Annotated in this window: 18 protein-coding genes; 7 read left to right on the top strand and 11 right to left on the bottom strand. The window is 39.4% G+C overall.

Annotated elements, in window-relative coordinates; genetic code table 11:
* The 3 genes from ACE1AT_RS17070 to cobU form a co-directional block, all read right to left on the bottom strand.
* Positions 1–245, bottom strand: a 245-nt coding sequence (locus ACE1AT_RS17070) for a CTB family bacteriocin (RefSeq protein ID WP_374870380.1), incomplete at its 3' end; no start/stop codon positions are given.
* Positions 246–554: 309 nt separating this feature from the next.
* Positions 555–995, bottom strand: coding sequence for a hypothetical protein (locus ACE1AT_RS17065; protein WP_374870378.1), 441 nt, complete (start codon positions 993–995; stop codon positions 555–557).
* A gap of 85 nt (positions 996–1,080) precedes the next feature.
* Entirely contained in the window at positions 1,081–1,692 is a 612-nt protein-coding gene (gene cobU, locus ACE1AT_RS17060) for a bifunctional adenosylcobinamide kinase/adenosylcobinamide-phosphate guanylyltransferase (protein ID WP_374870376.1), read from the bottom strand.
* A gap of 431 nt (positions 1,693–2,123) precedes the next feature.
* Here cobU and ACE1AT_RS17055 point away from each other — a divergent pair, with 431 nt between their 5' ends.
* The 4 genes from ACE1AT_RS17055 to hpsU all read left to right on the top strand — a co-directional run bounded on the left by ACE1AT_RS17055 (position 2,124) and on the right by hpsU (position 5,701).
* A complete protein-coding gene (locus ACE1AT_RS17055) occupies positions 2,124–2,891 on the top strand; it encodes a hypothetical protein (protein WP_374870374.1) in 768 nt (255 codons plus the stop codon).
* A 263-nt stretch (positions 2,892–3,154) separates the two neighbouring features.
* Positions 3,155–4,090, top strand: a complete 936-nt coding sequence (locus ACE1AT_RS17050) for a glycosyltransferase (RefSeq protein ID WP_374870372.1) — start codon at positions 3,155–3,157, stop codon at positions 4,088–4,090.
* Positions 4,091–4,145: 55 nt separating this feature from the next.
* Complete coding sequence (locus ACE1AT_RS17045; RefSeq protein WP_374870370.1) at positions 4,146–5,039, top strand: glycosyltransferase family 2 protein; 894 nt, start codon at positions 4,146–4,148, stop codon at positions 5,037–5,039.
* Positions 5,040–5,131: 92 nt separating this feature from the next.
* On the top strand, positions 5,132–5,701 hold the full coding sequence (gene hpsU / locus ACE1AT_RS17040; protein ID WP_374870368.1) for a hormogonium polysaccharide biosynthesis acetyltransferase HpsU: 570 nt from the start codon (positions 5,132–5,134) through the stop codon (positions 5,699–5,701).
* 73 nt (positions 5,702–5,774) lie between these two features.
* Here the strand turns inward: hpsU and hemH are convergent, their stop codons facing one another.
* Positions 5,775–6,938 (bottom strand): ferrochelatase, encoded by a 1,164-nt coding sequence (hemH, locus tag ACE1AT_RS17035; RefSeq protein ID WP_374870366.1) that lies wholly within the window; start codon positions 6,936–6,938, stop codon positions 5,775–5,777.
* Positions 6,939–7,032: 94 nt separating this feature from the next.
* Here hemH and ACE1AT_RS17030 point away from each other — a divergent pair, with 94 nt between their 5' ends.
* Positions 7,033–7,671 carry a class I SAM-dependent methyltransferase gene (locus tag ACE1AT_RS17030; protein WP_374870364.1) on the top strand — a complete coding sequence of 213 codons (639 nt, stop codon included), beginning with the start codon at positions 7,033–7,035 and terminating at the stop codon, positions 7,669–7,671.
* A 110-nt stretch (positions 7,672–7,781) separates the two neighbouring features.
* Here ACE1AT_RS17030 and ACE1AT_RS17025 read toward each other — a convergent pair whose 3' ends face one another.
* Positions 7,782–7,976, bottom strand: coding sequence for a hypothetical protein (locus ACE1AT_RS17025; RefSeq protein WP_374870362.1), 195 nt, complete (start codon positions 7,974–7,976; stop codon positions 7,782–7,784).
* 59 nt (positions 7,977–8,035) lie between these two features.
* Between ACE1AT_RS17025 and ACE1AT_RS17020 the strand changes: the two genes are divergently transcribed.
* Positions 8,036–9,214, top strand: coding sequence for an RNA-guided endonuclease InsQ/TnpB family protein (locus ACE1AT_RS17020; RefSeq protein ID WP_374870361.1), 1,179 nt, complete (start codon positions 8,036–8,038; stop codon positions 9,212–9,214).
* A gap of 34 nt (positions 9,215–9,248) precedes the next feature.
* Here ACE1AT_RS17020 and ACE1AT_RS17015 read toward each other — a convergent pair whose 3' ends face one another.
* The 4 genes from ACE1AT_RS17015 to ACE1AT_RS17000 all read right to left on the bottom strand — a co-directional run bounded on the left by ACE1AT_RS17015 (position 9,249) and on the right by ACE1AT_RS17000 (position 15,532).
* Positions 9,249–10,037: a DUF928 domain-containing protein gene (locus ACE1AT_RS17015; RefSeq protein ID WP_374870359.1), complete on the bottom strand. Its 789-nt coding sequence runs from the start codon at positions 10,035–10,037 to the stop codon at positions 9,249–9,251.
* 301 nt (positions 10,038–10,338) lie between these two features.
* Complete coding sequence (locus tag ACE1AT_RS17010; RefSeq protein ID WP_374870357.1) at positions 10,339–12,702, bottom strand: CHASE2 domain-containing protein; 2,364 nt, start codon at positions 12,700–12,702, stop codon at positions 10,339–10,341.
* A gap of 5 nt (positions 12,703–12,707) precedes the next feature.
* Positions 12,708–13,934 (bottom strand): DUF1822 family protein, encoded by a 1,227-nt coding sequence (locus ACE1AT_RS17005; RefSeq protein WP_374870355.1) that lies wholly within the window; start codon positions 13,932–13,934, stop codon positions 12,708–12,710.
* A gap of 17 nt (positions 13,935–13,951) precedes the next feature.
* The gene (locus ACE1AT_RS17000) at positions 13,952–15,532 is read right to left on the bottom strand and encodes a sigma-70 family RNA polymerase sigma factor (protein ID WP_374870353.1); all 1,581 of its coding nucleotides are present in this window, start codon (positions 15,530–15,532) and stop codon (positions 13,952–13,954) included.
* A gap of 411 nt (positions 15,533–15,943) precedes the next feature.
* Here ACE1AT_RS17000 and ACE1AT_RS16995 point away from each other — a divergent pair, with 411 nt between their 5' ends.
* Entirely contained in the window at positions 15,944–16,183 is a 240-nt protein-coding gene (locus tag ACE1AT_RS16995; RefSeq protein ID WP_374870351.1) for a hypothetical protein, read from the top strand.
* Between the two features lie 370 nt (positions 16,184–16,553).
* Here ACE1AT_RS16995 and ACE1AT_RS16990 read toward each other — a convergent pair whose 3' ends face one another.
* Both ACE1AT_RS16990 and ACE1AT_RS16985 read right to left on the bottom strand, forming a co-directional pair.
* Entirely contained in the window at positions 16,554–16,925 is a 372-nt protein-coding gene (locus tag ACE1AT_RS16990) for a hypothetical protein (RefSeq protein WP_374870349.1), read from the bottom strand.
* A 179-nt stretch (positions 16,926–17,104) separates the two neighbouring features.
* Positions 17,105–17,449, bottom strand: a complete 345-nt coding sequence (locus tag ACE1AT_RS16985) for a hypothetical protein (protein ID WP_374870347.1) — start codon at positions 17,447–17,449, stop codon at positions 17,105–17,107.
* Positions 17,450–17,859: the final 410 nt, after the last annotated feature.

Below are 17,859 nucleotides of genomic sequence, written 5' to 3'. Positions count from 1 at the left end.
CATGGATAGTAGTAGGGATTGAGTTCAAAAGTTTTGTAAGCGCCGGTATTAATTTCTTGTTCAGCAAATTCTTGAGTTACCACACTACCGCCAGGACCAGATGCTGTTTTAAAAGCAAAAGCAGTTGTATCTGCGTTAAAGTAAGTGCTGAGATTATCGTAAATACTCTTACCACCAGCAACCATTTGCTGTTGTTCTTCTGCTACTTCACTAAACAAATTAGATGTAAAATTTTCGTCAGACATACTAGTACAACTCCTTGCCTGTCTTGTTGTTGTTGAGTGTAATATTTGAAGTTGGACAGCTTTATTTATTAGTTCAACTTCTTGCTTGTTTATTACGATATACTCTTGCTAATATGTCAGTCACTTACACTTTATGTAAACTTATTTACCTGCTTGAGAAGCATGAATAGCAGAATTATACGAGTGTTATTTCTGAAAAGTACACGCCAATCAAAGCAAAAACCCGGTTTATGTAAAAACCGGGTTCATTAGAATTAAAAACATAAAACAAATAAGAAAATATTTAAACCAAATCAATTCATTCAAAAATTAACTATTAGAATGATGAGAAAGTTCATTCATTTTTGTAATGCGATCGCGAATCAATTGTAATTGTTTTTGACTGTTCACAGGATCTCTAGGAAGAGGAACTTCTGTATTTGGCCAGTCAGAGAGATCATTGCATGGGCAAGAATCAGCAGGCATACCCATATTTGGCACAGGTATAGGCATTGTACAGCGCGAACAGGGATACATTTCCCAAGCGGATGTTAGCAGTTCTCCGATAGTTTCGCTTGTACCTTCAAGATGACACTCACCTGCTTGTTCAGAAATAATTTTCTGCCAACATTCTTCAAACTCGTCACTATAGCGATCGCCTGCAACAACAGACTTGGGCAACAAAGCTTCTGCACCATTATTGATGATGACTTTCTTGCCCAACTGAAGCCAGTAAGCTAGATATTTTTTAACTTCATTTTGAGATGCCATACTTTTAATTCTATTTAGATTTTGGATACTCAATTTGGAATAAATTCTTAAGAAGAGTTATTTGTCATTGGTCATTTGTAATTGGTTATTCTCCGCGTCCCCGTGTCCCCGCGTCCCCAATTCCCGATCCCTGATCCCCAATCCCCAACCCCCGATCCCCTACAGACAAAGGTGAACCAAGCAAACTGAGGTTGAGAACATGACCACCAGTAACTAGATAAACAGGTTCACAGATTGTGCCTAAGTGTCGCACTAATCCACCTAAGCGATCGCGAAAAGTTCGACCCATGGGATAAGCCGGTACTACACCCCATGCTGTTTCTTCAGCGACAAAAATTATATCGGCTGCTACTAGTTGCACTGTCTCTAAAAACTCTTCCAGAGTCTTTTCCCACATTGCTTCTTCCTGAGAGAGTAGATTAGCTACCCAAGTTCCCAAAGAATCAACTAAAACGCAGGTGTTCGGTGGTATTTGGGCAAGAGTATCAGACAATTCTTCTGGTACTTCCAATGTCACCCAATCCGGGGGGCGTCGTTGCTGATGCTGTTGAATACGTTGCAGCCACTCTTGATCAGCAGGATCGCGACTAGCTGTTGCTATGTAAACTACTGGTTTGTCTGATTGTATTGCTAAAGTTTCTGCCCACTCACTTTTACCAGAACGCGCCGGCCCAGTCACCAGGATGATTTGATTCATTTTTAGCTCAAGAAACCCAATTATAAAAATCTCATAACACAAAGTTAAAAATAAAATAAGAAAAGGGGAATCATAAATTAAAACTGAGAAATAACCATTACCCTTGCCTCATAACTGATCCCCAATCCTTAATGCTCAATGATCCCAGCTACTACAAGGAGGGAAACCTGCAAAACACTAGCTTGCCAATACTCCTAATTATTGCCTTTATTCGCAGTCCTTTACTGAATATCTTGAATAAACCAGGAATTTAAACCTTTACCATAATTTTTCACTTTAGGGATGAGATTGTTGACCCCAAATAACTTTTAAGAGATAAAATTAACACTCAGCATCCTATTGATGTAACTATTGGGAACACTCAAAAATCCCAACTATCAATTCAGCACCATCCACAATCACAAGTCACAGAAAAGTTAGAGATACCCATTATGAAAGCAGGTTTAAAGCGTATTGAGGCTACTCTACACGATTTAGGAAATCGCGATACCACCACTACTGAGCCATCAGAAGTCAATCAGCAGTCTTTATCGTTTCGGATCAGTGTTGGTGAAGTGGAAAAGTCAGAAAATGGTGATATCCAATCCGAAGATGAATATGATGAGCAATCACAAGAGTATTCCCAATTTCATCACGACTCTGTCCAAACATTCCCAGTAGAAGAAAACGGTTACAAAACACCAAGCCTACCCAAATTCAAAACTCCTAGCTTTACCAACCATCGCAATGCAGCCAACCCAGCATTGGCAATGAATTTGTTGCAAGAAATACAGGAAATTGTTGGCGCTTGGCAGGCAGAACTGCACAAAATTGTGCGGCAAATCCAAGATGTTTATCTAGAAGGACCAATAGTTAATGGTTGGTTAGAGTCGCACACAGACAACGAACCCAAAGGAAGCGCAACGCTACGTCATGCAGAAGTCAACCGCTTGATGGACTACGTAGAAGAAATTTGCGCTCAACAAGCTAAAATTTCTTCTCAATCATCCTCTGCTGGCTATCGTTTGTGTGGTTTAGATGCTTCTGGTACAGTGTGGACGCGTCCCTGTCCCCCCGATCAGGTTGCAAGTGTGAGTATGGCGATCGCTCGTTACCAAAAGTTACGCCAGTTATTAGGACGCAAGCAATACTTAGAAACTCGTCTAGCACAACTAGCTGAAACGCTTGTGGTATTACATGGTCACATTCAATGTCAGTAAAGCAAGTAACAGGTAATTAAGAATAAAGCCTCACAACTTTTAATTTGCGGTGATAGCAAATTTAATTATGAGCATCTTACGAGAAGATATCAGGGTGATTTCCGAAAAAACTCGGTTGGTGAGTCAGGATTTTTTGGTATAGATTAGCTCCAGAACAGGCAAGATTGAATTTTTTTATGGTTAGTAGTTAGTGGTTATTAAAATAACCAACAACCAACAATCAACAAAAATTCAATAACCAATTCCAAAACCAAAAACTTCCTATGCCAGATACGCCAATCTCTGCCATTATCTGTACTCACAATCGAGATAATTATTTAGGCACTGCTATAGATAGCCTCCTAGCACAGGATTTTGCAGATGGCTTTGAAGTGATAGTGGTGGATAATGGTTCTAGCGATCGCACCAGTTCTGTTGTAGAACAAAGAGCAAATCATCCCCACCTAAAGTATGTTTTTGAACCTATTGTTGGTCTATCTGTAGCCCGGAATACAGGCGCTCAGGTTGCAAGCGGTGAAATTCTAGCTTACCTTGATGATGATGCTCTAGCAAGCCAAGGTTGGCTGCAAGTTTTATATAATGCCTATAAAAATAACCCAAAATTAGCGATCGCTGGTGGTAAAGTCAGCTTGTTATGGTCAGAGGGAATACAAGCACCACGGTGGTTATCTCAAGGATTAGCCGCTAATTTAGGGGCATACGATCTAGGTGAGAACACAGTTTACATAGACAAGCCTGGTTTAACTCCCAGAGGTTTAAATTACTCGATCCGTCGCAGTTTTTTAAAAGAAATAGGCGGCTTTGATCCTCAGCTTGGGCGCATAGGTAAAAATTTATTATCCAACGAAGAATTGCAAATGACCGAACTTGCCCTCCAAAGAGGTTGGCAAGTCATGTATTTACCCCAAGCCCACGTATTTCACAATGTAGCTCCCGAACGTCTGAAACGCTCTTGGTTTTTAAATCGCGGTTGGTGGCAAGGTATTAGCGAGTGTTATCGAGAACAACTAGCAGGTACCGCAGGTTTCGGTCAGCTACAACGTGGTAGCGAACGTTTTTCACGTGGTTTATACAAAGCAGTTAAATATTTTGCTGATCCAGCAGAACGATTCGACAAGCTTGTCTACGCCTATGGTCAGATTGGTTATTTAAATGCTGCGATCGCAGGCTTGTTATCAAAAAGAGTCAATGGTCAATAGTCAATGGTCATTTGTCATTAGCGATTAACTACTAACAAAATATTAACAAAATATTATGTCATCTTCTAAAATACCAGTTTCTGTACTAATTCCAGCTAAAAATGAAGAAGCAAACTTGCCCGCTTGCCTTGCTAGTGTGCAAAGAGCAGATGAAGTTTTTATAGTAGATTCACAAAGTAGTGATCAAAGCGCCGAGGTTGCGAAAAATTATGGTGCAAATGTCGTACAATTTTATTTCAATGGACACTGGCCTAAAAAGAAAAATTGGTCTTTAGAAAACCTAAATTTTCGCAACGAATGGGTTTTAATCGTAGATTGCGATGAGCGTATCACCCCTGAATTGTGGGAAGAAATTGCCCAAGCAATTCAAAATCCAGAATATAATGGCTACTACCTGAATCGCCGTGTATTTTTCTTAGGTAAATGGATTCGCCACGGTGGTAAATATCCAGATTGGAATTTGCGTTTATTTAAGCATCAAAAAGGGCGTTACGAAAACCTGAATACAGAAGATATTCCTAATACAGGTGATAACGAAGTTCACGAACATGTCATCTTAGATGGAAAAGTCGGATATCTCAAAAATGATATGATTCACGAAGATTTTCGTGATCTTTTCCATTGGTTAGAACGCCATAACCGTTATTCAAACTGGGAAGCCCGTGTTTACTATAATTTGCTTACAGGTAATCATGATCACGATACTATTGGCGCGAAATTATTTGGTGACGCCGTACAGCGCAAACGCTTTTTAAAAAGAATTTGGGTGCGACTACCATTTAAACCATTTTTGCGATTTGTGTTGTTCTATTTTATCCAACGTGGTTTCTTGGATGGTAGGGCTGGATATATTTACGCAAGACTATTGAGTCAATACGAATATCAAATAGGGGTTAAACTCCACGAATTATGCCACTGTGGCGGCAAACTCAATATTAAATCTATCTGAGGGGATCGGGAATTGGGGATAAGGGACAAGGGAGAATAACCAATGACAAATGACCATTGTACAGACGCGATTCATCGCGTCTCTAATGACCAATGACCAATGACCAAGCATTTATAGATTTACGTAAATATGACCAATCTTGGTTTGACCGTGGGCGTCCCAGTTGGTATATTCTGTTGTGGTGGTTTGTGCAGGCGATCGCTTTTCCTCTGACTCCTCACCCGTTAAATGGTCTGCGTTGTGGTTTATTACGTCTGTTTGGCGCTCGTGTTGGTAAAGGCGTATTCATTAGACCAACTGCTCGCTTCACCTATCCTTGGAAAATCACAATCGGTGATTATAGCTGGATCGGGGATGACGTAGTTTTATACAGTCTGGATGACATACATATAGGTGAACATTGCGTAATATCCCAGGAAAGCTACCTGTGTACTGGTAGTCATGATATGTACGATCCAGCCTTCGGGTTAAAAACAGCGAGTATCTGCATCGGTAATGGGGTATGGTTAGCAGCAGATTGCTTTGTTGGCGCTGGGGTTAAAATTGGTGCAAATTCAGTCATTGGCGCCCGTAGCAGTGTTTTTACTGATTTACCATCTGCACAAGTGTGTTGGGGAACACCATGTCGTCCTCGTTATCCCAGATTCAAAGAACAAACTTAATTTTTAACACCAATTCACTGAAAGGGACGCGCAGCTGTGCGCCCCTACTAAATTTGTAGCCTGATTGAAAAAATTACAAAATCCCAATCATATGCAATAAACCGCGTCCGGTAATTAATTCAATCATCAACGCAATAAAGCCAAGCATGGCAATGCGACCGTTCCAGACTTCCGCACTCGTAGTAATACCCCATTCCCAAGCCTCTGGGGGATAAATTTTTACCTTCTTTTTCATTTGGTAAACTTGCGAGAGCTTGACACTAGGAGATGTCAGAGCATCGACTACCAAGTCTGCTAAGGCTCTAATAAATACTGGATGGGTGTTGAGAGCAGGTACACGGCGGAAGTTATGAATTCCTGCTTCTTCTGCTAGTTCTCGATACTCAAGATCAATTTCTTCTAATGTTTCGATGTGTTCGGAAACAAAACTAATCGGTACGACTACTAAGTCTTTAATACCATTTGTTGCTAGTTCCGGAATAGCATCTTCAGTGTAAGGTTGTAGCCATTCTACCGGACCAACACGACTTTGATAAGCCAATGTATGAGCATTGGGTCGGTCAAGTGTCCGCATAATTAAATAGGTGCATTCCTCAATCTCTTGCTGATAGGGATCACCTGCTTCTTCTACATAGCTTTTGGGAACACCATGAGCGCTAAAGAAGACGTGAGCTTCTTCTTTGTTGGGTACTTGGTCAATTTCTTGGGCGATCAGTTCTGACATGGCCTGAAGATAGCCTGATTGTTTGTACCAAGAAGGAATAACTGTGTATTCTATCTGCTGGAGTCTTGGGTCTTCTTGCCAAAGTTTTTCTAAAAGCCGGAAGCTAGAACCACTCGTGCTGATAGAGAATTGCGGATACAGAGGTAATATAACTAGTTTTTCAATCCCATCTTGGATAATTCGAGCGATCGCTTCTTCGGTGTAAGGATGCCAGTAACGCATACCGATGTAGATTTTTGCATCTTGCCCCAAGGCTTGCAATTGTTCTTTGAGTGCATCTGCTTGGGCTTCGGTAATCCGCCGCAGTGGAGAACCACCACCAATTTTGCGGTAGTTTTCTTGAGATTTTTTCGTACGCCGTGAAGCAATAAACCAGGCTAGGGGTTTTTGCAACCAGGGAAAAGGTAGGCGAATAATCTCCGGATCAGAAAACAGATTAAAAAGAAACGGTCCTACATCTTCTAATTTCTCCGGACCACCGAGATTGAGTAGTAATACGCCTACACGACCCATAGCAGTAACAATCCCCCAATCTTTTCAGCTTTTTTACTAATGTTAACAATATATCTTTATTAAATATATAAGTTAACGACTAAGGATAGAGGCAGTGGCTACAATTTTACGAGATTTGAGTTATCGTTACCAGTGGCTGTACGATGGTATATCCCGTTTGGCAGCTATAAGTATTGGTGGTGAACAACGTTTTCGACAATTAGCTTTGCAAGGCTTAACAATTAGCTCAGATACCAAAGTCCTTGATTTGTGCTGTGGAAGTGGACAAGCAACACAATTTCTCGTGAAATTGTCACAAAATGTAACAGGATTAGATGCTTCACCATTATCTCTGCAACGGGCAAAACAGAATGTCCCACAAGCAGAATATGTGGAAGCTTTTGCTGAAGAGATGCCTTTTGCAGATAATCAATTTGATCTGGTACATACAAGTGTTGCTCTACACGAAATGCAACCAGAGCAATTGCGAAAAATTATTCCAGAAGTATACCGTGTACTCAAGCCTGGCGGAGTGTTTACTTTTATAGATTTTCACAATCCTCATAATCCCTTATTTTTGCCATCTATATGGCTGTTTTTGTGGTTATTTGAAACGGAGACTGCTTGGCAGTTGTTAAAGACTGATTTGCCTGGATTATTAATGGAAATGGGGTTTAGTATTGACAAGCAAAGTTTGTATGCAGGTGGAAGTTTGCAAGTGATACAGGCGAGTAAGGGACGCCTATCCTCCTGATCGAGTTCGTAGTAAGGACTTGAGTCCTTTTTTTTAAGCACGCGCATTGCTTACTACAAACCCTTAATTCAAAATTGACCGATTACTTCGCGGCGTGCAAGCCCCTGGCTTTAGACATGGGGGCAAGCCGCAGGCGAATTTATTCGCCGTCCCCATTCCTCAATGAACTCACTAGCGCTAATTCCGCGTTTAGATGCTTCAGTTTTAATATTTTCCCAAGCCGTTGGTGTTAGTACTACGGTTCTTTTTGTTTTCACTTCATCGTGTAAAACTGGTACGTTCTTTAATCGTTTTTTAGTTGCCATTCTTGGTTATGCCGTACATGCTAGAATTATGCTAGCAAATAAAAGGAGGTGATTCAAGAGTGTTGGTACTAGAGTGCAAAGCGGTAGTTAAAAAGTCTCAAGCAATAGCAATAAATGAAGCTATTCGTACATCTGAGTTTGTGCGAAACAAAGTGCTTAGATACTGGATGGATAACCGTGGCGTTGGTAAAAAAGAGCTTTACCAGTACAACACTCAATTACGTGCAGAATACAAGTTTGTTAATGATTTGAACAGTCATGCTTGTCAAGCATCTATTGAAAATGTAGAGCGTGCTATCAATAGGTTTTTCGATAATTGCAAGAAAAACAAACCAGGAAAGAAAGGTTATCCACAATTCAAAAAACATAGCCGTTCTGTTGAATACAAAGTCTCAGGATGGAAGTTACACCCATCAAAGCGACGAATAACTTTTACAGACAAGAAGGGTATTGGCGAACTTAAGTTACTGGGTAAATGGGATATTCACACATACCCAGTTGAGTTAATCAAACGGGTTCGGATTGTGCGTCGTGCTGATGGGTACTACGTTCAATTTTGCGTCAAGGTTGCTCACAAGCAAGATGCACCTGCAACCACCTCAGAAATTGGTATTGATGTAGGTCTGGAATATTTTTATTCCGACAGCAACGGCAACCATGAAGAAAACCCGCGATATCTTCGCAAATCTGAAAAAGATATCAAGCGGGTTCAACGCAAGATATACAAAAAGAAAAAGGGATCATCTGGTAGAAGAAAAGCACGTGGTGTTTATGCCCGTAAGCATTTGAGAGTAACTCGACAAAGGAATGAACACGCAAAGAGACTTGCGCGTAACTTATGCCTAGCTAACGCTAAGGTTGTCTTGGAAGACTTAAACGTGAGCGGTTTGGTGAGCAACCACAAGCTAGCCAAAAGCATCTCTGATGCTTCTTGGTATAACTTCCGCGCCTTGCTCGAATACTTTGGTCAGAAGTTTGGTAGGGAAATAATTGCAGTCCCGCCACATTTCACTAGTCAGGAATGCTCAAATTGTGGTGCAAGAGTTCAGAAATCTCTCAGCACTCGTACACATTCTTGTCCACACTGCGGATATGTCGAACAACGCGATGTGAATGCAGCCAAAGTAATTCTCAGTCGTGCAAACGCTAGGGACGGGCAGTCCCGAAGTAACGCTAGTGGAGATGCTCTCCCTACTTCTGTTGGTCGCAAGACCTGCAAAAGCAAAGAACGTCAGTGATGCTAGAATCCCCTGCCTTTAGGCATGGGGAATGTCAAAAACTACTGCTTTCTTTTTTCACTTCTCCCACAATAGGTTTTGATGCTAAATCTGCTAAACCAACATCCTGCAACAAATTAGCCCAATCCTTGATAAGCATGGGATTTTTTGGTTCATCAAGGCGCAGTTGAGCCAATTCAGACAAAGCTGAATACCAAATCCCATTTTCAGCATAAATTGCAACGCGTTGTCGTGGTTTAGTAGCTGATTTCAAAAGACCTTTTAAGTTTGGTTGGATGGCTATCTTTTGCACCCATCCACGCACAAATATTGGGTTTGGTAGTTTTTGTTGAGAACAATAAAGTTTCAAGTACCATTGATAATCTTTGTTAAGTTCTAAAGATACTGTAGATGGCATGGTTAATTTCACAACACCTGGTGTATTGGGTAGAGTAAAGTTAGTTTGATAGATAGCATTATCTGCTTCATTTTGTAATACAAATTCTCCAATGGGTGTCTCTTTTTGTTTATACGGTACAAAAAACCAAAAGCTAGGATTATCATCAACCGTCAAACCTACATTTTTTTCTGGTATCAATGCAGTTGTGAGCAAATCTACCGATGGACAATCACCACGGCTTCCAGTTCCTTCCCTGTTAATAGGCCTACCTCGCCTTGATCCATCTGGTTCTTCGTTTTGAAAGTGAATTTCTATATTTTGAGAATTGTTTTGATGAAAATTCTGATTAACTGGTTGATTGGATTGGGCTATTTCTGGTACAAAATAGCTCATCCAGACAAGCAACATACAAGCGATCGCCAATGCCCATTTTGATTTAGTCATTTGTCATTATTTTTGGCTGAACTACAGTACAGTTTGTTGATCTAGTACTTAAAGCGATAAAATACAGTAATTCTGACTTTTGTAGACGCAGAGCGGCTTCCGCAGGTATGCGTGAATGCGTGATTTCCGCGTAGTAATACTATCCTTTCTATTATTTTTGTTGGTGTAATTAAATTAAGATTATGCACTTAAGGAGTAGTTTAAAAACATAAAAATTTTTTATGCTAAATAATGATAATTTTTTGCACAATTTAGTTACAAATATGCTTATTTAAATTGGCGAGAATAATCAAAACGCGAGTTACTCTTCACTTTGAGATGAAGTCAAGGTAGCCACTGTTGCTCCACCTGTTAATAAGACTAATGCTGATGGCAGCAGTGGTATCCATAATCCTTGTATTAATAAGAACAAACAAGCCAGGTATAAAATGCCGATCGCACCGATTAAGGCAATGATCAGGCGTAAGCGCGATCGCAACTGCCAAGCCAGTACACCTCCCGCTACACACCAAACCCAAATCCACAAGTTTTCACCCCACTTTGGTAAAACCCATAATAGCGGTCGATGATCCAGCACAGCACTGAGAATCTGGCTAACCATATGTGCTTGTACAACAACCCCTGGCATTTGCTTGTGGGGCCACATTTGGCTACTGTAGGGAGTAGACCAGTAATCGTGAAAACTTTCGGCGGTTGTACCAATCATCACTATGCGATCGCGGACTAAATCGGCAGTAAGTTGATTGTCAAGAACCTCTTTGAGAGTAACTGTTTGGGCGACTGGATTGGCTGCACGCCAATTTAACAAAACTTGATAACCGAGATTATCTATCCCACTGTAACCACCAATGTTTTGTTCTATAGTCTTAAAGACCACATTGCCAAACTGCCAATTATTTTCAGGTATCAGTAGTTGAGGTTGAATACCTTGATTTTTTAAGTAAAGGCTAGCAAGGCGAAAGCTAAAAGATTTATCAGTCGCGCAGGGAGGCGCACCAGACATAGCCAAAATTTGGCGACGGATGACGTTATCAGGATCAGCAACGACATCACTAAAACCTTGACGTTGGATTTGGCTAGAAACTTCTGGGGGTGGTGGAACACCAGGATTAGTTTTGTCTTCACTGGCTTTGCATATAGCAATAAAGCGATCGCTTGTTTGCATTGTCTTGGCTAAATTTGCATATTCTGGTTTGGTTGGGTTTTCGCGATAGATATCCAAACCAATCACACGGGGGTTGAAGCGTTCAATTTTTTTCATCGCTTCAGCCAATGCTTTGTCTGATAGTGATGCTCCCGCTCTTTCTGTGGCAGGTTGAGCGCTAACATCAGCCTCTGTCACTTCTACTACAAGGATACGGGGATCGGTTTTTTCAGGAGGGCGCGATCGCATCAATAAATCAAAAGCTGCAAGTTCCCCCAACTGCAATATTCCTAGCGATCTGATACCAATAGCCAGGGTTGTAATTACTAGACTGACTTTCAAGAGCAGCGGGAGAATGCGCCGGCTGGGCAAAATGGGGCGGCGATCGCTCACACGCTGTTCTGGCCAAACTAACGGTTCTGCGGCGGGATTCTGGCAAATTACTGGAAGCCAGCTAGCACAGGGAAATTCATTTTCCAAACCCTGTAATTTATCCTGTGCTTCCCGTACCGCCAGATAGAAAGATTCCCCATGAGCAAAAGCTTCTAGAAAGTGCTTTAAAAATTCTTGGGCGACAAAATCGGGGACTGGTTCTCGCATGACAATCATTTGCGGAATTTGCAGAGAACCCAATTCCCGTGCTAATTCTAAACCTTCGCAGGAGTTAAAAACGACTAAATTTAAACCCCGTGCGATCGCTGCTTTGAGAGCATTTTTTAATTGGGCGATCGTCAAAGTATCTGTTTGATTAAGATGAATTCGACCACTTTCTCCTTCAGCATCCGTTGAACCATGACCTGCGAAAAACAGCATATCCCAGCCTCGTTTATCCCAAAGCCACCGATCCAACTCTTGTCGTTGTGGTTCGACTAAAAAAATAATTTCCGCCCCTGGTAATTGCTCCAAAATCGCTCGATCTTGTTGGACATCGATTCCTTGACTATTACCCAGAACTGCTAATATCCTGATTTTTCGCCCAGGATTATTACGTAACGGCTTAACTTGCTCAACTTCCAAAATGCTTGAACATGCGATCGCTTTTTGGTAATCTTCAAAAAAATTCCATAGATGCCAAGGTAGACGCCTAACTTGGTTATCTTCTGTTGCTAAAATTAAGCGTATTTCATCATCTGGGTTTAATTTTGTGCGTAATTTTTGATCGATGTGCCGAAATGGTTCAGATTTCAACCAGGAATTAATTTGTTTGTGTAAATCGTCGCATAAATTACTAAAATCAATAGAGGAAACATTCGTGACATCTTCTTCGTCTATTTCGATATCTATATCCTCTAGATCATCTGTGTAATTGCGCCAATCAGAGCCAGGATAAAGAGCTTCATAAAGTAATTGATAAAGCAGCTGCCAACGTTTGTAGAGTGACCAAAGTTCTGGTGCAGCTGGTAGGCTACCCGTAAATTGCATGGCGATTGGATTGCCATCTTCCCATAGTGCAGCAGTAACAGAGGGAAAGCCTTGCTTTAAATTACCTTTTCCCAGGTTCAATACAACCAGTTTACTCATGGCTCTTAGCCAACAAGCTTCTCAAGCATAAAGTTTTCTTTAATACTGATATCACCTAAAGCTACCTGTAAGCTAAAACTTTTTCCTGGGGGAGATTTAAATTTTTTGAGTTGAATAAAATGGTCGTGACTTCTAGATTGTACTTCCTGAATAATGTTTCCTGACCCCGAAAGCAAAAATAATTTCAGATCAGGTGGTAAATACACTTCTTCATTGGCTGGATGTAGCTGAACACGGATACTGACTTTCTCATCGATCTCTGATGTTAGACCAATCAGCAGTACAACAGCAGTATCCCTTAATTGCATCCCTAAATCAATTAACTTAGCCCCCTTAACCCGAACTTCATTTAAGGTAGCATCATGTCGGAATTGTACAGCTAAAGTATGTTGTTGTGAGCTACAGAAGGTGTCAAAAGAGTGCCAACCTGCTTCAAAGACATTTTGAAACCATTTACTTAAGTTATTTACTAGAGAGTGGTTGTATTCAACAATATTCCCTTTATGGTTTAAAAGCCTTTTTTGGTACAAATCTTGTCTTTCCTCATCTAGTGCTAGTAATGCCATCCATTCTTCATGACTGACATTTTCGGGCAAATCAGGAGTCCAGTGATCGAGTTGCTTAAGTAATTTGTCTACTTGGATGCTTGACAATGTTGGCAAAGTTTTTACCTCTGGTTTTTGTACAGAACATATTTCTCGTGCTACCCACATGACATTTATATCTGCAATTAAATCCTCTTCATCTAATAAGTAAGTTCGATCTATCAGGTCATAATTAGCTTTCTCGCAAATTTGCTGGTGAGTTGTGTATCCCCACACTCCTAAGCAGTTTTCTTCTAGATTGATCTGCACAGCTAGATAATAATTCGCTACCCAGTTGGGAATGTCAACCCATTCTTGAGGAATGCGAAATTCTGTCAGATTACTTTTATCCGTAGGGATTAATACTAGTCGCAGATCACCCAAAGTTAAACAAGTACCATTTACAAATTCCCAAATACTAGGTAACTGATGATAACTGGGCCACACATTTGGAGTTTCATCCAAATCTGGGTCTTGTTCCAACATATTTAAAAAAGAATTCAAACATAATAAATTTAGGTAGGCATTCCAACGAGCAGCAGGGTTAGAGTAATAGTTTTGAGCAGATATTTGCCATGCAGATTGTTGTTCTTGAGATGATAACTCTAACCATAATTTATCTGGATAAAGCGTTATTAATTCATTCATTTCTAATTTCATATAATTCATCCCTGGTTGGCAAGATAAAATTTGCTTTTTAACCATTCTTCAACGAAATCAACTATTTTATGATTAACGATTTCTAGGGATTTTTTTTCTAGTTTCATACTCTGTTCTAACTCATTTTTTAAGCAGATAGCTATATCTTTTTTCAGATGTGAAATTATCTTAGATGCATCGGACACAAAAACGGTTATTTGCTGATAATTTGTTTGTCCTAAAAGATGAATTTGATTCATGATCATTGATAATTTTTCTTGCTCTGGAAACTGCTCTCCAATCTTATCTAATGTCGAGTAAAATATTTTTTGGCAATGAGAACGCAAACATTCATTCATAGTATCCTTGATATTCTCAAGCTCTGTTTCATTTTTAAAGCGAATATCTGGATCAAACTTATTCAATTCAATAGCTAAATCTTTTAATATATTTCTAGTATATCTAGATGATTGACGAGCTACTTGATATTGTTTTTGTAAGTCTGGATACTTATTTTTTAAAATGATTGCTATTTCCGTTTGAGTTAAGTTTAGTCCTTGCCAAAGTTTTAACATGGTTTGACCAGCTTCTGGCAGAGATGCAAATAAATCTGAAACAATTGACTGAACTTGCTCCCATGCCTCTTGTTGTATGAGATTATCCCAAGGTGTAGGTATGGGTTCAAAACTATTTTCATATTCTTCTAGGGGTAAAAAACGTTTGGTGCGATAATCACGAGCTGCCCGCACACATATTGATAACATATGTTGAACTTTTTCACTAGAAATTGGCGCTTTAGGAAAATCTAGTTTCTTAATTTTTTGATTATAGTAATAGGCAATTTGTTGCAGATGCTGTTGATTCGGAGGTTCTAAACTACGCCCTCCTTGACAGCGTGCTGGCTGATAAATTTTATCTAAATATTGCCAAACTAAACAGTAGGAATCAAGTTTTTTGTGATTTATTCCTTGATAAAGTAATGCTTCACGTAATTCTTTAGCATTTAAATCTTTTAGTAAACCATAGTCAGAAAATTTTCCTCTCTTTGCTTCTAGGTCATGTTGATAAATGGTATTGCTAATCAGCCTGATAATTGCTGTTTTAGCATATCCTTCGATATTCGTCAGTGGATATTCAAAATTAAAATTTTTGAGGAGTTTACTTGCTGGATTAGCCGCTGCATTAGCAATTTGAAAAAATTCTTCTAGTGGATATCTATGCTGGAGGTATTTAAATCTTTGATAAGATTTTTGAGAAGCCCACAAGCAAGCTTCTTGCAAATATGCAGATAAATGTCTCCCAGCGATGAAAGAAGACGTGGAGATTCGGTGACGCGATGATGCGGAGAAATTCCTCGTCTCCCCTTGTCCTCCTTGTCCTCCTTGTCCTTGTATCTCCGTGTCCTCTTGTGTTGATTTCTCTCTGATCAGTTTTAGAAAGTATTGCGCCCAAAATTCTTCATTAGCACCTATTTCTGACTCCACTAAACTTTTCATACAACGTTCTAGTTCTGGATCTGTTCGCCAAATAGGATTTCCATCACTACCGGGATTACCAAAACTGAGAAACGTTGAGAACTTTTCAATGATATCTTCACGTTTTTTCATGAAGTGTCCTCTGCTTTTTGCTGAGGTCAACTGTTAATGAGTCAACCTAATTCTCAAAATATCCAAGATGTTGCTACTTATCTATGGGAATTGTAAACAGGGAATTATGCAGTAAATCTCATCAAAAGACCTAAATTTTTTGAAAATATAGGCTAAAACTATTTTCAAGCTTATTTTGCTATTGTTCCATTGACTATTGCTCCGATCCCTGCATTATCTGATAACAATAAAAATGATAGTTTTCTTAGAATCATCTGTGCGATCGCCCCCGTGGTCGATTTCCTAATATCTATCCTTGGAGGGAGGATATAATTAGCTGTGACACTTACACAGCTGCCAACTACATAGTGAATTCTTAGATTAGCCCATGCTATAGAAGATAAAACCAGAAAATCTACAGGAAAAAAATCAATGACCATAAAAACCCAGAAATCTGATTTTTTTAAGCCTCTTGGAGATAAATCAGACGTAGATGATCAACTCATTAAAAGACAGCGAGTAAAAATTAATGCTAGTACAGGACTTTATATGGAGTCATCTAAATGGGCTAAAGATGAAAAGACAGTAAGTCCACGTTATCGTTTCACATCGCCCAAAGAGCAAGTTTATCAAATAAAGAAAATTTGGTACATTTTCCCCTTTACTCTGTAAATTTCTTCAAAATAAGTGGATTTTTAAATCTTTGACTGACTATTTATAAATTGCTGGATATTGTTTTAAACTCGCTCGTGCATGAGAAATTGGTCGATTTTGCTGCTGTTTCAGCCATCTCTCTAAGTTCGGACTTTCGATTTATGATTTCATCTTTAAGGTAAATCAAGTTTTTGAGTTGTAAATTAGCTTCACAAGTCCTAAAACAGATTTTTAACTCAAAAATCCGGTTTTGAACTTGTAAATCTTTTACTTACGTCAAATTTCACTAATATACGTTCCAATACTGCTTTTATAAGACAGATATATTGACAAGTTAGCTCCCCGACTTCTTTAAGCTTAAAGAAGTCGGGGAGCTGGACAATACAAATTAAAGCCAATCTCGATACGCCGAAATTTCATTGACGCTAATTTCAAATGATGTTCCTTTACCCATGGGAGGATAAACACGGATTTTGGCGTCACTGCTATATTTTTCTAGCTTACTTCCTAGTTGAGGAATATTGTTGACGATATGCCAGTAAGTTACTATGTCTGGGCTGTCAATGATTAATTTGAGAGTACCGTCTTTGGTTGTGAGATACCACTGACAAGTAGACAATAACATTTGTGTGATGCGATCGCACGCTTGAAAAAAGCACGCACCAATTGATTGTTCTAGTTCCAGATACAGCATTCTATCCTGTGGCGTCACCTCATTGGGTGGCATGTCATCTGGAGGTAAGAAGGGTTTTTTCATCATGTTAGCCCTTGATTTAAGATTTGTTGATCGTTAATTGTTGTTTGGTGTTTACCAAGCAACAATCAACAACCAACTTCTGGAAAGGTTTGCGATAAGTCGTTATGCGATCGCGCTGCGTAGTCTTGATGATGGTTGTCGTAATTACAGAAAATTCCAGTTTTCATTTTTCATTGCGATCGCTATTGTTCAGACATTGCTACCCAATGCAAATCTAACCACAAGCGCGGATCTGCTTGCTTAATTTTCGACATTGGATCACGTAACAGTCGTGAAGCATTTAGGAAAACTACTTGAACTAACCCCATGTTCTCTGCTAAATCTCGGAGTATTTCTTTGTGGACTTGCACAAGAGGCATCATTTCATCAGAACAATAAATCCCAATGTAGCGCAAGCGTTTTGGAGGTCGTCCCCAATAATTAGTAATAACTTTCACATAACAGTCATCTAACAATTCTCCGATTTTGGGGTAGTATTTTTTGACGATTCTCAGATATTCTTTGGATAATATGTCTTCTCTAATCATGACAAAACCTATTGCAAGAAGGCAAAAGACAGAATTAAGCCTGAAAAATGAAGGAATAAAATTAACACTTCATTTTTCATTTTTAATCCTCTTTTAAATCAATAGTTTTTTCAGCCACCATGCACTATTTTTGTAAGCTTTATCACAATATTAATATAGCATGACTTTGTCATATTTACATGACCAAATTATATAAAAAACACTAAAATTTTTAAATTTTAAAATATCAAAATAACAGATTTTATTAATTAAAAAACAAAAAAAGAAAAGGTAAGCGTTCAGGGGGTGTAAAGAAAACAAAAAACATTTCCCAAAATCAAGGAATGAAATTAAGCCGCTTTCAATAACTCAGAATCATCAGAACAAGGAGTAACTTGTGGAAGCAAAGAAGGTGGAGTGTTATCACCACG

Source organism: Pelatocladus sp. BLCC-F211, from assembly GCF_041928655.1.
Classification (GTDB): domain Bacteria; phylum Cyanobacteriota; class Cyanobacteriia; order Cyanobacteriales; family Nostocaceae; genus Pelatocladus.
Note: the sequence above shows the minus strand (reverse complement) of the source record. Positions and strands in the feature narration are given on the sequence as shown.